Genomic DNA, 18,900 nt, shown 5'->3' on the forward strand with positions numbered 1-18,900 from the left:
TCCGCTTTCGGAGGAAATGGCCCATGCGCAGACCATCCGCGGCAATCCTGTTGATATTCCTGCTGAATGCGGGACCAGCCCTTGCCCATGGGGGCGGTCTGAATGCGCAGGGCTGCCACACAAACCGCAAGACCGGTGACTATCATTGTCACCGTAGTTCATCCTCAGCCTCCCCTGCCCCAAGGCCCCAACGTACCAGCCCGGCAGATCGCATCCAGCCTTTGACCTCGCCTGTTTCACCCACCCGCACCTTCCGAAATTGCACAGAGGCCCGCGCAGCGGGTGCCGCTCCGGTCCGCAGGGGCGAACCCGGCTATGGCCCCCACCTCGACCGCGACAATGACGGCCTAGGCTGCGAGTGAAGCCATCCGTACCCGGTTCGGGTCTGCTGGGAAAACCTAAATCAAAATGTCCCGCTCATTGCCGAGGGAGGGAATGCGGGTGCGGGCTTTGGCGATGGCGTCAAGGTCGAGATCCGCCAGAAGGATGCCAGGCATGTCATCGGCTTTCTCGGCCAGTACTTCACCCCAGGGCGAGATGATCAGCGAGTGGCCGAAGGTTTCGCGGCCATCCTCATGCGTGCCGCCCTGGGCGGGCGCGATGACGAAGCTGCCGGTCTCGATGGCCCGCGCCCGGACGAGAACATGCCAGTGCGCCTGCCCCGTCACACGGGTGAAGGCGGCGGGAATGGTCAGGATACCGGCCCCGGCCTGGGCTAGCTTTCGGTAAAGATGCGGGAAGCGCACATCATAGCAGATGCTGAGGCCCAGCGTGGCAAAGTCTGTCTCGGCCAGCACGGCGCGCTCCCCCGGCCGGTAAGCGCGGCTTTCGCGATAGCTCTGCCCGTCACCAACTTCGACATCGAACATGTGGATCTTGTCATACCGTGCACGGATGCTGCCGTCTGGCGCGATCAGGATGGAGCGATTGGCAAAGCGATCTTCCCCCTCCACCGTGACGGCGATCGACCCGATCAACAGCCAGACGGCCAGCTCCTCCGCCAGTGCGCGCAATGCGGCGAGAGCCGGGTCATCCACTTCTGCCATCAGCTTCTGGCGAGCCATGCCGGGGCGGATATCCAGCAGATTGGTCATCTCCGGCGTAGCAATGAGCTGAGCCCCCTGCCCTGCCGCCTCGCGGATCATCTGGCTGGCATGGGCAATGTTCGGCGCGACTTCCACACCGGAACGCATCTGAATACAGGCGGCACGTAATTGGGTCATGGCAGGCACCCTATCGGATCTGCGGCAAGGCGATAGCCCCGTTCAACTTGGCGCCACCCTGCAAGGATCAGATGCCAGTGCCGGGCAGCAGATCTTCCAGGAAATAGGCTGACAGGGCGTTGCGACCAGCTAGCTGGCTTTTACGGTAAACCGCCCGCGCCTGCTCGCGTACTGTGCGTTCACTCGTCTTGCGCAGATCGGCTATTTCTTGCAGGGACAGCCCCTTCAGCAGCAGCAGGCCGACATCGGATTCCGCATCTGTCAGACCCCAGGCCGAAAACTGCCGTGCGATGGCAAGGCCCAGGCCCTGAACCAGCGCGCGGTTCTCTTCCTGCCAGCGGCCAGCATCCTGACGGGCATCGGCCAGCGCCCGGCGCAATCGGCCGAAACGCCACAACATGGCCCCGAGCCCAAAGGACGCCGCGACCAACACGATCATCTCTGCTGCAAGATGCGCCACGCCAACCCCCTCCCCGCGATCGGTAAGAAGGTCTACGCCAATAAATAGCGCGATCGCGCCAAACAGCGCGGCTATGCCCAGAAGGCCTCTGCGTCCGGATACGTCATCTGACATAAACACATCTTGCCCAAACCCGCCGGAATGGGAATGCGTCATGTGGCGGGTAGCCGGGCCCAGCCCCGCGGCGCACTTTTACGCCCATGCCACCCCTGCAGCATGGAGCCCACAATATGAACCAATCATCTTCGCGACAGACCGTCTGGGACCCGCTTGTGCGGATCGGCCACTGGACCCTCGTTATCGCCTTTTTCACCGCCTATTTCGCTGGTGATGACCTGTTCAACATCCACACATGGGCGGGCTATGTCGTGGCGACCTATGTGGTGGTCCGCATCGTCTGGGGCCTCGTCGGCACGCGGCATGCTCGGTTTGCGGATTTTGTCCGCGGTCCGGGCGCAGTGTTCGGCTATCTGCGCGGTCTCTTCACGGGCAAGGTTCCAGACTATGCCGGGCACAATCCGGCAGGCGGCGCCATGGTGGTCGCCCTGCTGTTCAGCCTGGCGATGACCACATCTGCAGGCATGGCGCTGTATGCCGTTGAGGACAATGCAGGACCACTGGCCGGGATTGTGACCGAAGCGACGTTCGCGCCACTGGCGGCAAATTTCGGCGAAAACGAAGAGGAAGAGGAACATGAGCGTGACGGTGGCCATGAGGAATCCGGCGCCGAAGAATTGCTCGAAGGCGTGCACAAGGCTTTCGTCTACATCACGCTGGCTCTGGTCGGCCTGCACCTTGCCGGTGTGGTCGCCTCAAGCCTTGTCCATAAGGAAAATCTTGCCCGCGCCATGGTGACCGGCCACAAGAAGGCGCATGACGCAGAGCATGGCGACGCCTGAGGCAGGCACCGCCAGAGCCGGAACTACATGCTGAACTCGCCCAGCCAGTCGAGCGCGGCCTCAAGAGCAAGGTCCGGCCCATCGCCATTGTCAGCGATCACTTGATGTGGCGGCGTCCATTCATGGCGCGGTGTACCATAGACATGGGCAAGGCTGTAGGCGGGCAGACGAATGGGAATGCCGACGCGGCTGAGCATGTAGTCTTCGACGCCGCCGGCAAGGCGTGCCATATCGCTGCCAAAGACGTCGCCACGCCGGGCCCCGTCAAAGCCGATGGCCAGTCCTTCGCCCATGCTGCCGGTCCAGCGGCCTACCAGCACGACAACCGGTCCCTCTGCCGTCCAGCGGCCATGGGGCGCCGCCTGTTTGACCCAGGCAGGTTCATCCATGGGCAGGATACGCTGATAACTTGCCGGCTCACTCAGGAAATGACCAAGGATTGGCTCGGCCACATCCGTATTGCCGCCGCCGGGCGTGTCTCGAAGGTCGAGCACCCAGCCGCGAGCGCCTTTCAGCTGCTTCATGGCCGCGTCAAAGGCCGCGACCGTGTCGCTGTCGCCCAGGGAATTGTTGAGGCGGATGTAGCCAATCCGGCCAGGCAGCATTTCAGCCGACACGAATTCCTGCGGCGCGGGTATCTCATGATTGTCAAGCGAGAGCGTATCCGGACCGCCCTCTCGTGCGACGGTGACAGAGCGCGGCTCATTGCGGTAGCCTGCGGCAGCGGCGTTCAGGGCCCAAGCTTTCTGGGCCGGGCCATACACAACACCTTTCGGCTGCAGGCGCGTCTCCATTGCTTCTTCCAGCGGACGGCCATTGATGGCGATGACACGGTCACCAACTTTCAGGCCGGCCTGCGCTGCCGCGCTGCCGTGCCGAACGGCGACGACCTGATCCCCTGTCAGCCAATAATCTGCCCCTGACGGAACAAGGCGCGGGGAGAGTCCGGAATTCGTGCCAAAGCTGGCATGTGGATCATGTAGCGCATCCAGCAAGGTCTCCAGAACCTGCAATTGCTCAGCCTTGCTGGCGACGGAGCCGACCATGTCCGGAATGTCTGCGCAGGCAGCCTCCCAAGTGTCGCGGCGGGACTCATAGAAAGCGTATTCGGTGCGCACCAAGGCGCACAGCTCCTCAGCGGCGGCGAGCGTAGCGGGACGCATATCCGGCTGAGTAATAGTGGCCGTGTGCGACAGGGGCGCCGTCTGGGCGCACCCTGCCAAAAAGAGACTGGCCAGCAGCAGGCCAGGTCTTAGATGTCCCATTCGCTGAGCGCCGCATCGATGATGCCCGTCGCTTCTCGGACATTCTCGTCATTAATGATCAGCGGCGGCGCAAGACGCAGCACATTGTTGCCCGCCACTCCGACAAGCAGATGCTTGTCACGGCAGACGCCCTGAAGGCCTTTCGGATCAGCCTTCATCTTGAGGCCGGTCAGCAGGCCCTTGCCGGTGACGCCTTCCACCTTGTCCGGATGGCTGTCAGCTAGGCTCTTCAGGCCCTGAGCCAGCGTGCCGGACACACGCCGCACTTCGGCAAGGAAATCCTCATCGGAGATGATGTCCCAGACAACATTGCCGACAGCCATAGCCAGCGGGTTGCCGCCATAGGTGGAGCCATGGCTGCCGGGTTGCATGTGTTCACCGCATGCCTCGGTCGTCAGGCATGCGCCAAACGGGAAACCGCCGCCAATACCTTTTGCAGAGCACAGAATATCCGGCGCGGCGCCGTCTACCCATTCATGAGCGAACAGCTTGCCGGTCCGGCCCATGCCGCACTGGACTTCATCATAGATCACCAGCACGCCGTGCTCGTCGCACAGTTCGCGTAGGCCTTTCAGGCATTGTTCCGGCATGGCACGCACGCCGCCTTCACCCTGCACCGGCTCGACCAGAACGGCCGCGGCTGTGGGCTGGGAGACAGCTTCCTTCAGCGCGTCGTGGTCGCCCCATTCAAGGTGCACGAAGCCAGGAAGGGCCGGACCGAAGCCTTCAAGGTATTTCGGATTTCCGCCAGCATTGATCGCGCCCAGCGAGCGGCCGTGAAAGGCACCCGTGAAGGTGATGATGTCGATGCGTTCCTCACGGCCATTGGCCCAGTGATATTTGCGCGCGGACTTGATCGCGCACTCGATCGCCTCGGTGCCGGAATTGGTGAAGAAGACGCGATCCGCAAATGTATCACGGCAGATTTTGTCGGCCAGTTCTTCCGCCCCGCGCACGCGGAACATGTTGGAGGTGTGCCACAGCTTGTCAGCCTGGTCGCGGAGGGCATTGACCATGGCCGGGTGGGCATGACCAAGGGCGTTAACGGCGATGCCAGCGATGAAGTCCAGATATCGCGTGCCATCCTCGGTGAAAAGGCAGACACCCTCCCCTTTTTCGAAGACTTCTTCCGGTGGCCGGTAGACTGGCATGATGTGCTGGCGCGGATCGCTCATGATGGCTCCCTAGGATCTGCAAGAATTACATTTGATCAGAGGCATGGCCGGGCGCTGACTCGGAGTCAACACATCAGCCTGCCCCGGTAGGGCATTTTACTGATCCATCAGAGACAGCAGGATATCTCATCGTTCTCATTAAAAAAGATTAATCGAAATTCGATAATAATGCTTGACGTTTATCGATAATCGTTTATTGATATTCATGAAGCCAAGGCGGACCGGGGTGATGTTCAAAACGCCCCCTACCTCACCTGAGCCATTGTCCCGGACTGCCTTGGCCTACCGAATTTCCCTGAGTGAAACAAAAAGGCGCGAAAGCCTCATTCGAGCTTTCGCGCCTTCCACCGTTTGCAGCGTTTCCTCCCAGAAACTTGCTGTGTCATATGGCCGCGCGTTTACGGATATGTCAAGATTATGAATTCAAGTTTTTCAACAAATCTGGTCAAGAATCTTTGCTGCACTGCGCAATAAAGACAACGAGTTCCGCGCTTGCGGGGGCCATTCAGCACCTGTGGAGACTGCAAGAACCGCCTCACTTTTCAGAATAACCCCGTCCGACAACACTTTCAGGCCATTGGCTTTAAGGGTTGCCCCTGTTGACGTGATATCGACGATCACATCCGCAGACCCGGTGGCGGGCGCAGCTTCAGTCGCTCCCGCGCTTTCGACGAGGCGATATTCCCCGACAGATTTGGCCGCGAAGAACCGCCGGGTAAGTCGCATGTATTTGGTTGCGACCCGCAGGCGACGGTGATGCGCCTTGCGGAAGGCGGCGCCAGCGGCTTCGAGGTCCGACATCGTATCGACATCCAGCCAAGCCTGTGGCACCGCAACGATCACGTCTGCACCGCCAAAGCCGAGCCGCTCTGCGACCCGGAACTCTGCGTCGCCCGTGGGTGACAGATCCTGCAGCAAGTCTTCTCCGGTCACGCCAGCATGGATGGTGCCATCGATCAAACCCTGCGCAATCTCACGCGCAGACAGAAGACGCATGTCGACCTCTCCCAACCCGTCAATCTCTGCCTGGTAGCCGCGCTCCCCGCCGATCTGGCGAATAGGAAAGCCCTGCTCGCGGAACCAGTCTTCCGTTTTTTCCTTCAGCCGCCCCTTGGACGGGATCGCCAGTGACAGACGGGTCATGCGCCCCTCCCCTTTGCTCGAAGCACGCGGTCCGGCCGGATCACGCTGCCGATGGCGGTTGCATGCGCCCTGCCCTTCGACAGGCCGGCGACAAGACCGTCATAGCGCCCGCCCGTGGCGATGGGCTGGCGGTCGGTCAGGTTCGCGCCCAGAGTCTCGAACAGGAAGCCGTCATAATAGGTGAAGCGCCGCCCGAAGCCGGAGCGGAACCCGCAAATGGCTTTCACGTCCGGCAGCAATTCGCAGATCAGCTCCATCCGCCGGGCGACCCGGTCGATGGCTTCATGCGCCTTTGTGAGGCCATGCCGCACGGCAATCGCATCCAGCTGGTCGGCCGCTTCCGAGGCCGTGCAGTTCACCGCCGCCAGCGCGCCGATGATTTCGCGGACTTCCGGAGGAACACCGCCCGCCGCCTGCGCCGCGGCACGGCCGCGAAGGCCCGCAATGATCTCCGCAACGCTCCGCGTGCCGATCAGCGGGATACCCCGCGCCTCAAGCGCGGCGCGGAAGGCCGCTTCGGCCTCTTCGCGGGTTTTCGCTTCCAGAGTCGGGAGCAGGTCGTCTTCGATGGGCGCCGGTGCCGCCTCGATCAGGCCGCGCACGCCGCCCTCCTGGCGGAAACCGCTCTTCAGCAGATCGCCCGTCACGCGCGGCAGGCCGAGCGCATCAATGAACGCCGGAAACACAGCGAGGTCCCCCGTGGCGATGGCCACCGGGCGAATGTCGCAGGCCTGCACGGCCTCGTGCACCAGCGCGAAGGCTTCGGCATCCTCGGAGGGCGATGAGTCCCGGCCGAAACGTTCGAAGCCGACCTGGGTGAACTCCATCGGGTCTTCCGGCGTCGCCGGCAGGCGGAAGGCCTCAGCGGCGTAGCAATAGGCCTTTGGGCCATTGACGCCGGAGGCGAGCCGCTCCGCTTCGAGACCTGCCACCGGCAGTGTCAGGTCCGGTCGCATAACCATCTCGTTGCCGCGCTGATCCGCAAACACGCAGAGGCGCGCCCGCACCGCCTCCCCCGACAGTTCCAGCGGGATGTCGGACGGCAGGATATAGGACGGGTCGACAGGTTCGGCGCCGGAGCTTTCGAACACGCGCCGCGCCGCCCTTACGATAGCGGCGTGCGTCATGCCTGGGCCTCAACGATGGCGCGGATGGCTGCGACCATCTCACTGCGCGCGACTTCCATCTGGCCCGGGCGGGCCTCGCGGTATTCCTCATTGGACTGAATGGCCTTCGCCTTCAGCGCCCCCATTTCGAGGTCCTTGATCGTGACCGTGCCCTTGGCGATCTCGTCCTCGCCGACGATCACCACAGCCGGGGCATTGCGGCGGTCGGCATATTTCATCTGAGGACGCATGCCGGACGCGCCCATGTAAGCCTCCGCCCGGATACCTGCGCGGCGCAGATCCGTCGCGATGGAGAGCGCTGTGGACGGATTTTCCTTGTCGAGGTTCAGCACCACAACCGGACCGTCCAGCTTGCCGGTCTCACCCATGATCTGCAGGGCGGAGGCGAGCCGCGAGATGCCGATGGAGAAGCCTGTCGCCGGAACCGTCTCGCCGGTGAAGCGCGCGACGAGGTCGTCATACCGCCCGCCGCCACCGATGGAGCCAATGCGATAGGTCTTGCCGTCATCGCCGGTGACTTCGCGCAGCAGTTCGGCCTCATAGACCGGGCCGGTATAGTATTCGAGGCCGCGCACGACCGACGGGTCGATCGCGACATCGCCTTCCGGTGCGCCGAGCGCATCAAGCGCCAGCGCGATGGCTTCCAGTTCGGCGAGGCCGGCCTTGCCCTCTTCCGTCGAGCCTGTGGCCTTCGAAAGATTGGCCAGCGTTTCAGCCCGCGTTGCGGCACCCGCTTCGGCGAAAGCGAGCACGGCTTTCACCTTGTCCGCGTCCAGCCCTGCGCCCTTGGTGAAGTCCCCGCTCTCATCCATGCGTCCCTTCCCCAGAAGGTCGGCAACGCCGGAAGCGCCAAGGCGATCCAGCTTGTCGAGTGCGCGCAGGATGGCGAGGCGGGTCTCGGCGCTGGAGGCCCCCACCCCGTCCAGCACGCCGTTCAGCAGGCGGCGGGTGTTCACGCGCAGCACGAACTCGCCAGTCTGCATGCCCACGGCGCGGAGCGCTTCGGCGCCCATGGCGATCATCTCGGCATCGGCATGGAAGCCCGGCGCGCCGACCGTGTCGGCATCGCATTGCCAGAATTCGCGGAAGCGGCCGGGGCCCGGCTTCTCGTTCCGCCAGACCGGCCCGGCAGCATAGCGGCGGAACGGCTTGCCCAGTGACTGGCCGGCCTCTGCCACGAAGCGGGCAAGCGGTGCGGTCAGGTCATAGCGCAGCGAAATCCACTGTTCGTCATCGTCCTGAAGGGAGAAGACGCCGGCATTCGGGCGGTCGTCATCGGGCAGGAATTTACCCAACGCGTCGGCATATTCGAACGCACCGGTCTCCAGAGCCTCGAAGCCCCATTTGCGATAAACGCCGGTGATCGTCTCAACCAGCTTCGCTTGAGAATGGATCAGGGCCTCACGCTTGTCAGGGAAGCCGCGCGGCTTGCGGGCAAGTTGCTTGCCGGTGAGGGGCTTTGATTCCTTGTCACTCATGTCTCTTCAGATCCTGGTTGCCGACGCGCCTCGCATAGACGGAGACGGCCGTATTGGGAAGACAACACACAGAAGAAGCCCGAAGCCGGAGCAGCTCACCTCATCTTTTCTGGTTCTGGGGAATGAACACTTTGAAGAAGGCGCAGCCGGACCGGTTCGCGCCTCGCCGGCGCGTTATGCGTGGTGATGATGGTGGTGCAGCATCGTGTTCATTGCCGTGCCGAATACTGAGCGCAGTCCGGAAAGTCAACCGGCCGGCCCGGATCAGGCGCCCTTTTCTGGCCGGGTGAACGGCTTTTCCTGGCCTTCCCGACGCTCGATCACCTTGAAGATGCCCGTGCCTCGCATCAGCAGCTTGTCGCCCGTATATATGCGGCCTTCGACTGTGAAAACATCATCCTGACGGCCAACAACAATGCCATGCCCTTCAACAAAGCTGCCAAGTGGCGCGCCGGAGAGAAAGTCGCACATCAGGCGGACGGTGACCCACCAAGTGTCCTCATCCTTTTCGACCGCTGCGCCCCAGGCCATATCCGCGAAGGTCATCAACATGCCGCCATGGGCATTCATCATGCCATTGGTGTGGTGTTCCTCGACGCGGAACGCGCGCCGCAGCACACCATTCTCATCCCGCTTTTCAAACAATGGCCCAACCTGACGGCCAAAGCCCCGATGCCATGGCAGCGTCGTATAGCCAGCCGGCAAATCATCCGTCTGATTTCTAGTAAGATCGTCACTCATATAAAGTGGATTAGCGCCGTACCGGTGCAAAGGCCAGTGCGGATGTTGCGCAAAGCATTCAGGGACAATCCCGCCTGGCACTCCCCTTCGCTATCGTCACCACTGCGCCGCACATGCATCTTAAGGTGGCTCTACTTTGGCAGGCGACCGAGGAAAACCGCCATTAGGGTTCCCCATGCGGTGAAGGCGGGCTGACCTTTGTCGGCAAAGGCGTAATGGTCTGGTCTGTCTTCGGCGCAAATTTCGCGCGCAAGGGTCCAGCCGAACTGATCATCAAAAAGACCCTGCCCGAAAGTAAAGTGTGCGGTGTGCTTCGGCTTGTGCCAGACTGAAGATCCGCATTCGCCGCAGAAGCCCCTCCGCGCGATCTTGGATGATCTCCATTCTTTCACCGGCCCGTCAATGGTGAGAATGTCATCACAGATGACACCCATCCAGACGCCACCGGTCCAACGCCGACACATCTCACAATGGCAGGCACCATAAGTGTTTGGAGCCACGACCCTGAAGGTGACCTTGCCGCAGGCGCAACTGCCCGTCATCTCACGCATTGCGCCCCCCTTTTTGATTCTCCTAGAGCCCCACAGCGGCGCGCGCCTCAGCCTGGCGGGCCGCAACTTTCTCGATATCAAAGCCGTCGAGGCTTTCATTGAACAGCTGGTAGAAGTTCAACTCTGCGCCCAGCCGCAGATAGGCGGCGCCGAGGCCAATCGCGGCGCGGTCCATGAAGACAAATTCACGCGGCACCTTGACCGGGCCCTTCTCTTTCAACAGGCGGCGAACCTCGAACGCCTCGCGCCGACCATACTCACCCGCCGTCACCCCATCGGCGACACTGCGCACGCGGTCATCCAGCAGCGGGCCATAGATGAAGCGCGCCCAGATATTGAGAACTTCGACGAGTTCCTTCGACAGGCCCTCAAAGCCCCACTTCTCATAGGCGGCAAAGGTGGCGTCGAAATCATCCTTCGACAGCGCGCGGTAGAGATCGACCACGCCGCTGACGAATTCAGGCGGGAAAACACGGATACAGCCAAAATCCAACAGGTTGAGACCGGTCCCCTCCCCCGTCACCTGATAATTGCCGAGATGCGGGTCACCATGAATGACGGCGTGGGAGTTGAATGGCCCCCACCAGGTCCAGAACAGCATTTCGGCGATACGGTTGCGGGTCTCCTGCGGAGCATCCTCAAACGCGGTGAGCCGCTTGCCATCCATCCAGGTCATGGTGAGCAGGCGGTCTGTCGACAGGTCGAGCACGGGATCCGGCACGGTCACAAAGTCATGTTGCCTCAGCATAAGCTCATAGAGGGCCATGTGTTTGGCCTCCCGCGCATAATCGAGTTCCTCGCGCAGACGATCTGTGATCTCGTCTACCATGGCGGTCGGGTCGATGGAGCCATCCATGCGCTTGAACAGGCCAAGCACCGTTTTCAGCTGGCCGACATCGGATTCCACAGCGCTCGCCATGTCAGGGTATTGCAGCTTGCAGGCAACCCGGCGGCCATCATGCATCGTCGCCATGTGCACCTGGCCGAGCGAGGCGGCGTGGGCGGCCTGCTTTTCAAAGTCCGCAAAGCTGTCCTGCCAGCCCGCCCCCAGCTCTGCCCGCATGCGGCGTTTGACGAAGGGCCAGCCCATGGCCGGTGCCTCTGCCTGCAACTGGCTCAGCTCGGCGGCATATTCCGGGGGCAGGAAATCCGGAATGGTGGAGACCATCTGGGCGACCTTCATCAAGGGACCCTTGGACTTGCCCAGCGCTGCCGCCAGCGCGCGGGCGATCTTCTCGTCCCCTTTGTCCCCGCCGAACAGGGATTGCGCGGCAAATGTCAGGCCTGCGCCGGAGAGATTGGCCCCGACTTTGGCCGTGCGAGCAAGACGGCCGGTCAGGCGATTGCGTTCGGGATCCTGGGAGGCGGGAGCATCATCTGTCATGCACGGGATATAGGCAGCCCGAGAGCAAAGAACCAATACGTGATAGTATGCACTTGCCAGTCAGGTGACTCGAACCAGATGACAGGTATGTCATGTTTGCGGTATATGGCGCGCCTTCGCGTCAGAGAGGCGCCTCAAATCCGAATGCCCACGACAGTTTCCCCGGATTGGGCACCGGGGCGTAGATTGAACCGGACTATACAGGCCGCGACACATTGAAGGTCAGCGCCACACCGTGATCAGCAGGAATTTCTTTTATGGCTTACAAAACACTCCTCACTGAGGTCGACGAAGATGCGGGCATCGCCCTCATCACCCTAAACCGCCCAGAGAGCCTGAATGCCCTCTGCGAAGAGATGATGAATGAATTGAGCAATGCCCTCGACCGGTTTGAAGCCGACGAGGAAATCGGCTGCATCATCCTGACCGGCGGCAAGAAGGCCTTCTCCGGCGGCGCGGACATCAAGGAGATCCAGGACAAGACCTTCCCGGAATCCTATTATGAAGACTTCATCAGCAGGAACTGGGAGCGCGCAGCCCGCATGCGCAAGCCCGTCATTGCTGCTGTATCCGGCTACGCCATTGGCGGCGGATGCGAATTGGCGCTGATGTGCGACATCATTCTGGCGGCAGACACAGCCCGCTTCGGCCAGCCGGAAGTGCGCCTGGGGGTGATCCCCGGTGCAGGTGGCACGCAGCGCCTGGCCCGCGTGATAGGCAAGTCGAAAACCATGGAATTGTGCCTGACAGGCCGCATGATGGAAGCCAAGGAAGCGGAGATGTGCGGCCTGGTCAGCCGGGTTGTACCGGCAGATGACCTGCTGGACGCCGCCCGCGAGCTGGCGCGCACCATCGCCTCCATGCCGCTGGCCTCTGCGCTAATGATCAAGGAAGCGGTCAATATTGCCTACGAAACCCCGCTGAGCCAGGGTATTCAGTTCGAACGTCGCCTGTTCCAGTCCCTGTTCTCTACAGATGACCAGAAAGAAGGCATGGCCGCCTATATCGAAAAGCGCTCCGCACACTTTAAGGACAAGTAGGCCCATAAAGGCCGAAAGAGTGCAGCCAAGCCTGCATTTTCCTGCCTTTGTCCCCATATGCGCTGTTGACGCCAACCCGCCCTTTATGTATTTCCGCGCCTTCAGTCTGAAGGGAAGCCTTCGGGCCACAGGAGTTTATTATGGCTAATACCCGTTCTGCCAAGAAAATGGTCCGCAAGATTGCGCGCCGCACCGAAGTGAACAAAGCCCGCCGTTCGCGCGTGCGTACTTTCGTTCGCAAGGTTGAGGAAGCGATTGCATCTGGCGACAAGTCTGCTGCACAGGATGCCCTGCGCAGCGCACAACCCGAATTGATGCGTGCCGTCACCAAAGGCGTCATGCACAAGAACACATCGGCTCGTAAGGTGTCTCGCCTGTCTGCCCGCGTAAAGGCAATGAGCTGATCACCGGATAAACCGGGCCTGATCTTGAAAAACCCGCCGGGCGACCGGCGGGTTTTTTCTTGCGCGAAATCCTCCTACAAATTTTCGTATCCGGGCTTTCCAACCCATACAGACTCATGGATATTTGGTCGTGGAATTGCGAAAATGAAACGTCTCGACATTCCAGCCTTGCAGGAATGTGCTGACTTAATTTTAGGCTGTTTGACGGTAACGATTTCGACCAGAATTTCACAGCCTATTGCGGCCATCCCCTGTTGACAGAACAGTTGCGAACAAAAGTACCGAACGACTCACTCACAAAAAAATTCCACTGCCCAAACGACTGATTTGATTGCGATTTGCCGACGGCGGGAAAGAGTCAAGCAGCCAAAACCCGCTGTCAAAAAAAAGTTGCACTTGTCAGAAAAATCCCCGTTCGGTACTTTGAATACACCAACGAAAAGCTCTCTCTACACGGAGTATCGCGGGGCCAGATTCTCATCTGGTTAGAGAGGCTGTGTGCCAGTTGGACAGAGTGTAACGATAACTAGAAAATGGGGCTCGGCATGGACGGGAACAGACTCTTTGATTCAAAAACTGGCGTAGAGTTCAACACTTCTGACAAGGCGCGCAATACGCCAGGCCAGGAAATTTGGCTGACCGTCAAGGCGCACCTGGCGACCATTCTAAATGCAGCAGACTATGATCGCTGGATTGATGATCTGCGTCTTGTGGCAGAAGTGGATGGAGAGATGGTCATTGCGGCACGCGACCCTCTCTCCTTTGATCGCGTGAATGGCGCCCATCGCCATGCGATCCAGCGCATCTGGCGTGAGCATGATCATGCGCGCCGGGCAATCCGCTTGGTCTGCTGGCGCACCGCGCCGCAGGACCTTCTGGAGATTGTGAAAGATCCGTGGGAAGTGGCTGCCCCGGCTCAGGAACCCAAGGAACAGGCGGCCCCAGCAGAACAGAAAGTGGCCTCCACAGGCGCGCCTCTGATGACGTTTGACACCCTCGTCACAGGCGAGGCAAATGAACTGGCCTTCGAGATGGCGCGTCGTATTGCCAGCGGCCTACCTGTCGGTACACTGACAACTTTGTTTTACGGTCTGCAAGGCACCGGCAAGACGCATCTGCTGCATGCGCTTAAAGCTGAGGCAGAGCGTCGTGATGCCGACTGCCACATCGTCTATCTGACGGCAGAGGAATTCCTCTCCTCTTACACCGATGGCGTAAAGGTAAAGGATACAAGCCAGCTGAAGAAGCGCCTGCGCGCGGCCAGCATCCTGATGATTGATGACCTGCACCGCATCAGTGGTAAGCCGGGCACCGAGAACGAGCTGTTCCAGAACATCCGCGAAGTCACGGCAAATGGTGGCCATGTCATCCTGGCGGGCGACAAGGCCCCCGGCGATGTGACCGGGTTCAGCCCGCGCATGGTCAGCGAGCTGAAAGGTGCAACAACTGTTGAAGTTGGCGCACCGGATGCCCGCATGCGTCATGAGATCATGCGCCGCTTGGCTGACCACATTCAGACCGGTCATCCGGAGTTCATCGTCACAGACGATATGATTTCCGAGTTCAATGCCGGCATTCGTGGCCAAGCCCGTGAGATGACAGGCGCGATCTGGAATCTCTACACAGAGGCCTCCTTCGGGGCCCGCACGCCGACCATGGACATGGTGCGCAAGATTATCCGCCGGACCGAAGGCGATGTGCGCCAACCCTCCATCGAACTGGTCAAGAAAGCGGCCATGAAAGTGTTCGACATTTCGAAAACGGACATCGAGAGCCCCAGCAAGGCCCGGAATGTGGTCTATCCGCGCCAGATCGCCATGTATCTCTGCCGAGAACTGACCGGGAAATCCTTCCCACAGATCGGTCGCAGCTTTGGCAAACGGGACCACACGACCATCCTGTACGCCCACCGCAAAGTGGCAGAGGCCCTGGCAGAGGATCGTGAACTCGCGGCACATGTGAAGCAGGTCAATGAAATGATCCTGGAGCTTCAGGCCGCTGGCATGAACTAGGCGATTTCGAGAAAGCCAGCCGAAATCACTATCAGCGCTTGGCTTTTTTGACTCTTTGAGTAAGTGTGCTCGGCCCGCTCTTCTAGGAGAGCGGGCTGATTCCACTCCGGGACCACCTTTTCCGGACAGAAGCAGCCGACTGATGAAGAATTCCGGGCACCCTTTCAAGTGTCCCCCCGACGAACGGAACGGACGATGAAACTGACGATTGAACGTGGCGACCTGCTGAACGCACTCTCTCATGTGCAGAATGTGGTGGAGCGCCGGAACACGATCCCTATCCTCTCCAACGTCTTGCTGGAAGCGGGCAATGGCGAACTGAAGCTGACCGCAACAGATCTCGACATCGAAGCGGTCGACAGCGCCGATGCCTCCGTAGAACGCGAAGGCGCGGTGACGGCACCAGCCGGCACGCTGTTCGACGTGGTGCGTAAACTGCCCGCAGGATCTGAGGTCGTGCTTGAGGTTCAACCCTCCAGCTCGCGCCTGCAGATCACGGCCGGACGCTCCCATTTTGAACTGCCAACGCTACCCGCTGCCGACTTCCAGACGATGAGTTCTGATGATGGCGCAACGAAATTCGCGCTGGACGCAAAAGACTTTGCCCGCCTGATTGACAAGACACGCTTTGCAATCTCGACCGAGGAGACCCGTTACTATCTGAACGGTGTCTATCTGCATGGCGCAAAGACAGATGAGGGCGACGCTGTGCTGCGCACGGTTGCCACCGATGGTCACCGTTTGGCGCTGGCGGAAGTGCCTGCTCCGGCCGGATCGGAAGACCTGGAAGGTGTGATCGTGCCGCGCAAGGCTGTCGCTGAAGCGCGTCGTCTGGTCGACACGGTTGATGGCGACGTCGAAATCGAAGTGTCCGACACGAAGATTGTCGTGCGCGCCGGGCGCGCCGTGCTGACCTCGAAACTGATCGATGGCTCGTTCCCGGATTATGGCCGCGTGATCCCGAAAGGGAATGACAAGAAGCTGACCCTGGACAACAAATCCTTCGAAGCCGCCGTAGACCGCGTGTCCACCGTTTCTGCAGAACGGTCTCGCTCCGTGAAGCTGTCCCTCTCCGAGGGCAAGCTGGTGCTGGCCGTGAACCATGCTGAAACCGGCGCAGGTAATGAAGAGCTAGAAGCTGAATATGCGTCCGATCCGATGGAAATCGGCTTCAACGCAAAATACCTCCTGGATATTGCCGGTCAGATCGAAGCGGTGGATGTGGAGTTCATGTTCAATGATCCCGCCTCCCCTGCCCTGGTGCTCGACCCGTCCGATGACAGCGCGCGCTATGTGCTGATGCCGCTGCGGGTATAATGATCTGCGGGACAGCCCGCTGAAGAGATGACTGCGCTAACCCGGCTGACCCTGACGGATTTCCGCAATTACGCGTCGCTGGCCCTGCCGCTGGATGGGCGCCATGTCTGCCTGTATGGTGCGAATGGCGCAGGCAAGACCAATCTTCTGGAAGCCATCAGCCAGCTTGGCCCTGGCCGCGGCCTACGCTCTGCCACCTTGCAGGAAATGACGCGCAAGGATGCCCCCGGCGGCTGGGCAGTCTCGGCCACATTGCTCAGTGGGCAGAAGATTGGCGTGGGGCTCGACAGCGGCCCAAGCGCCAAGCGCAATGTACGGATTGATGGCGCCCCGGCCACAGCGTCTGATCTGGCGGAACTGATCCGCATCGTGTGGCTGACTCCTTCCATGGACGGCGTGTTCCGCGGCAGCGCCTCGGACCGGCGGCGTTTCTTCGACCGGCAGGTCATGTCTCACATGCCTACACATGGTACCGCTGCAAGCCGCTATGAAAAAGCGATGCGTGAGCGTAATGCCCTGCTGGAGCGTGGCCACGTCGACCCTGCTTGGGCCGATGCTATTGAAGCCCGCATGGCCGAGGCTGGCGCGGAGATGGCAATCAACCGCGCCTATGTGCTGGAAGCCTTGCAGGCCGCTATCGAGACACGGCCCGAAGGCCATTTTCCAAAGGCGGATCTCTCGCTGGAGGGCAAAGCCGAAATTGCTGCCCTGCGTGGAGATGATTTCAAGAGCATCTTTGAAAGCCTGGCCGAGACCTTCCGCACCACGCGGCGACGCGACATTGCGGCCGGACGCACAATTGATGGCCCGCACCGCACAGATCTGGACGTGATCCACCGCCCGACGGGCGCACCCGCAAAGGACGCCTCGACCGGGCAGCAAAAAGCCCTGCTGATCGGCCTGATCCTGGCAAGCGCTTCCGCGCTCCGCGCCGGGGGCGAAGGCCCCTCTCCCCTATTGCTGCTGGATGAAGCGGCCGCGCATCTGGATGCCAACAGGCGTGCAGCACTATTTGATGAATTAACAGCCCTCGGGGGCCAGGCCTGGCTGACCGGCACGGAGTCCTTTTTGTTCGAAGCCTTTGGCGACCGCGCGCAAAGGGTGCGCGTGGAAGACGGCAAGGCTGTCGCGGAAGACTAGTCCTTGATCCGCAGATCCGAGATCGACTGGGCGATCTTCTTGTACACGTCCTTCAGCTCATCGCCATTTGAGGCATCAAATGCATAGGACGCGCTGCTGGCGCAATATTGCAGGATCGTTTTTCCGTCAGACGTTTTCTGCACGGATGTCGGAACCTGGAAGCCGACCGTGTAAATCTCGACATTGTAAGGCTCAGCCTTCATGGCATCACACAAATCCATCGCCTGCTGGAAAGAGCTTCTGCCCGCTGTCGGATGGTTTGCATTAAAGTCACCATCCGTCATCAGAATGACCACTTTGGTGGCATTCACCTCATCATACTTCCATGGCTTCGAGGTAAGAGGCCAGACAGACGCCCAATTTGGCGAAATCAGATACCAGCCCCAGGCAACGCCAAGATGCCCCGCCGTGCCGCCATTTGCCGTCATGCTTTGTACATGGGCTTTCAGGGCATCCTTATCTTCGGTAAGCGGTACAGGGCCAGTATCACGGCACTGGGCGTAATAGAAATCAAGCGCCCCGGTAGAACCATTCGCGCCGCCATTCTCAATCTCGTTTTCTCCGCGATATTTATCGCGGTCGCTATCATAGAAATTCCAGCGCGGATTGCCTGCGCCGATCCATGCAGACACGCCAGGCGGCACATCGCTGGCCGCATAAGCACCAGTGCGTTCATAGACACATGTGTCAGTGGCTAAGGAATTCTCCCAATACCAGCGCGCGACGTCCCAATCATAGTCGCCATTCTGATCGCAGTTTGACGGATAGTATTCCAGGCAGGTGCCCGTTTCATAATACATGAAGCGCTTGCCGCTCGCCTGATCATACATGCGTGCGCCATTGTAGCTGCTGTAATTGCTGAACCCGTTACCGTTGGATGTGTCCACAGGGACGGTCACGCTGCGAGTGACGGCATTGAAATACGGGCCCGCATTGACGGCATTGTTATAGGTCACGATGCCAAGACGCACCGTGCCATCCCGCACCTGATCGTCAGGAAGCAATTCATCAAACGCGACCTCGGCCGCAGATTTGAGCAGGCTGAGCCGGTTGTCACTGTTCATTGAACCGGATACGTCAAACACGAAGGCAACATCCACCTTGCCAACGGAGAAAGTGGAGGTGGACGAGACACTGAACGTCAAATCATTCTGCCCCATGATCCTCGAAATGAAGGTCGGCTGGGTACAGACGGTACGGCCATGAATGTCTTCACTAGCCTCATCGAAAGAGACCGTGACCGGTGTGCAGCTCAGCCCGCCTCCGGCCGTCTCGATCAGGCTTGCGGCATATTTCCGGACATCTGCCGTAACCTCGTCATCGGTTTCGCCCCGCTGGCGCGACAAGGCCCCGGCCAGTACGGCAGAATCCACCGAAGACTGGACACGTTCCTTTTGACGGATTGTGAATTCAAAATCGACCGCGAGCCCGACAACGGACATGACGGCTACGATCATGAAGGCCCCCATGAGAGCAAGGTTTCCGTTCGCATTCGCGGCAAACCGCCTGAAAAGATGTCCGGTTGATTTCGTCACTTTTTT

The 18,900-nt window shown here is 60.4% G+C and carries 18 protein-coding genes; 7 read left to right on the plus strand and 11 right to left on the minus strand.

Translation table 11 applies throughout. The features are described from left to right. Positions 1 to 23: 23 nt before the first annotated feature. Entirely contained in the window at positions 24 to 362 is a 339-nt protein-coding gene (locus HY2_RS17065; protein ID WP_112063269.1) for an excalibur calcium-binding domain-containing protein, read from the plus strand. A gap of 36 nt (positions 363 to 398) precedes the next feature. Here the strand turns inward: HY2_RS17065 and HY2_RS00090 are convergent, their stop codons facing one another. Both HY2_RS00090 and HY2_RS00095 read right to left on the minus strand, forming a co-directional pair. Next, complete coding sequence (locus HY2_RS00090; protein ID WP_034823487.1) at positions 399 to 1,223, minus strand: carbon-nitrogen hydrolase family protein; 825 nt, start codon at positions 1,221 to 1,223, stop codon at positions 399 to 401. A gap of 67 nt (positions 1,224 to 1,290) precedes the next feature. Then, the gene (locus HY2_RS00095) at positions 1,291 to 1,797 is read right to left on the minus strand and encodes a helix-turn-helix transcriptional regulator (protein ID WP_051594555.1); all 507 of its coding nucleotides are present in this window, start codon (positions 1,795 to 1,797) and stop codon (positions 1,291 to 1,293) included. 116 nt (positions 1,798 to 1,913) lie between these two features. Between HY2_RS00095 and HY2_RS00100 the strand changes: the two genes are divergently transcribed. Continuing rightward, positions 1,914 to 2,582, plus strand: a complete 669-nt coding sequence (locus tag HY2_RS00100; protein ID WP_034823758.1) for a cytochrome b/b6 domain-containing protein — start codon at positions 1,914 to 1,916, stop codon at positions 2,580 to 2,582. Between the two features lie 23 nt (positions 2,583 to 2,605). Here the strand turns inward: HY2_RS00100 and HY2_RS16490 are convergent, their stop codons facing one another. The 8 genes from HY2_RS16490 to HY2_RS00145 all read right to left on the minus strand — a co-directional run bounded on the left by HY2_RS16490 (position 2,606) and on the right by HY2_RS00145 (position 11,446). After that, entirely contained in the window at positions 2,606 to 3,847 is a 1,242-nt protein-coding gene (locus HY2_RS16490) for a S41 family peptidase (RefSeq protein WP_081814836.1), read from the minus strand. Next, positions 3,835 to 5,022 (minus strand): aspartate aminotransferase family protein, encoded by a 1,188-nt coding sequence (locus HY2_RS00110; protein ID WP_034823489.1) that lies wholly within the window; start codon positions 5,020 to 5,022, stop codon positions 3,835 to 3,837. The genes HY2_RS16490 and HY2_RS00110 overlap by 13 nt, the downstream gene beginning before the upstream one ends. A gap of 432 nt (positions 5,023 to 5,454) precedes the next feature. Then, the gene (hisG, locus tag HY2_RS00115) at positions 5,455 to 6,165 is read right to left on the minus strand and encodes an ATP phosphoribosyltransferase (RefSeq protein ID WP_034823491.1); all 711 of its coding nucleotides are present in this window, start codon (positions 6,163 to 6,165) and stop codon (positions 5,455 to 5,457) included. Then, positions 6,162 to 7,292, minus strand: coding sequence for an ATP phosphoribosyltransferase regulatory subunit (locus HY2_RS16495; RefSeq protein ID WP_051594557.1), 1,131 nt, complete (start codon positions 7,290 to 7,292; stop codon positions 6,162 to 6,164). The genes hisG and HY2_RS16495 overlap by 4 nt, the downstream gene beginning before the upstream one ends. Continuing rightward, entirely contained in the window at positions 7,289 to 8,770 is a 1,482-nt protein-coding gene (hisS, locus tag HY2_RS00125) for a histidine--tRNA ligase (RefSeq protein ID WP_034823493.1), read from the minus strand. The genes HY2_RS16495 and hisS overlap by 4 nt, the downstream gene beginning before the upstream one ends. Positions 8,771 to 9,034: 264 nt before the next feature. Continuing rightward, complete coding sequence (locus tag HY2_RS00135) at positions 9,035 to 9,511, minus strand: PaaI family thioesterase (protein ID WP_034823496.1); 477 nt, start codon at positions 9,509 to 9,511, stop codon at positions 9,035 to 9,037. A gap of 131 nt (positions 9,512 to 9,642) precedes the next feature. Further along, complete coding sequence (locus tag HY2_RS16500; protein WP_051594558.1) at positions 9,643 to 10,062, minus strand: GFA family protein; 420 nt, start codon at positions 10,060 to 10,062, stop codon at positions 9,643 to 9,645. 22 nt (positions 10,063 to 10,084) lie between these two features. Further along, a complete protein-coding gene (locus tag HY2_RS00145; protein ID WP_034823497.1) occupies positions 10,085 to 11,446 on the minus strand; it encodes an ABC1 kinase family protein in 1,362 nt (453 codons plus the stop codon). A gap of 257 nt (positions 11,447 to 11,703) precedes the next feature. On the opposite strand from HY2_RS00145, the gene HY2_RS00150 reads away from it, so the two are divergent. The 5 genes from HY2_RS00150 (at position 11,704) to recF (ending at position 17,359) form a co-directional block, all read left to right on the plus strand. Next, positions 11,704 to 12,486 carry an enoyl-CoA hydratase gene (locus tag HY2_RS00150; protein WP_034823498.1) on the plus strand — a complete coding sequence of 261 codons (783 nt, stop codon included), beginning with the start codon at positions 11,704 to 11,706 and terminating at the stop codon, positions 12,484 to 12,486. Positions 12,487 to 12,626: 140 nt separating this feature from the next. Next, a complete protein-coding gene (rpsT, locus tag HY2_RS00155; RefSeq protein ID WP_034823499.1) occupies positions 12,627 to 12,890 on the plus strand; it encodes a 30S ribosomal protein S20 in 264 nt (87 codons plus the stop codon). Between the two features lie 545 nt (positions 12,891 to 13,435). Then, positions 13,436 to 14,902 carry a DnaA ATPase domain-containing protein gene (locus HY2_RS00160; protein WP_158533971.1) on the plus strand — a complete coding sequence of 489 codons (1,467 nt, stop codon included), beginning with the start codon at positions 13,436 to 13,438 and terminating at the stop codon, positions 14,900 to 14,902. A 195-nt stretch (positions 14,903 to 15,097) separates the two neighbouring features. Beyond that, positions 15,098 to 16,219, plus strand: coding sequence for a DNA polymerase III subunit beta (dnaN, locus tag HY2_RS00165; protein ID WP_034823501.1), 1,122 nt, complete (start codon positions 15,098 to 15,100; stop codon positions 16,217 to 16,219). Positions 16,220 to 16,246: 27 nt separating this feature from the next. Then, positions 16,247 to 17,359, plus strand: a complete 1,113-nt coding sequence (gene recF, locus HY2_RS00170) for a DNA replication/repair protein RecF (protein ID WP_034823503.1) — start codon at positions 16,247 to 16,249, stop codon at positions 17,357 to 17,359. Here the strand turns inward: recF and HY2_RS00175 are convergent. After that, positions 17,356 to 18,894 (minus strand): TadE/TadG family type IV pilus assembly protein, encoded by a 1,539-nt coding sequence (locus tag HY2_RS00175; RefSeq protein WP_146617135.1) that lies wholly within the window; start codon positions 18,892 to 18,894, stop codon positions 17,356 to 17,358. The two genes, recF and HY2_RS00175, sit on opposite strands and share 4 nt — an antisense overlap. Positions 18,895 to 18,900: the final 6 nt, after the last annotated feature.

The sequence above is a fragment of the Hyphomonas pacifica genome (assembly GCF_000682675.1).
In the GTDB taxonomy this organism is placed as follows: domain Bacteria; phylum Pseudomonadota; class Alphaproteobacteria; order Caulobacterales; family Hyphomonadaceae; genus Hyphomonas; species Hyphomonas pacifica.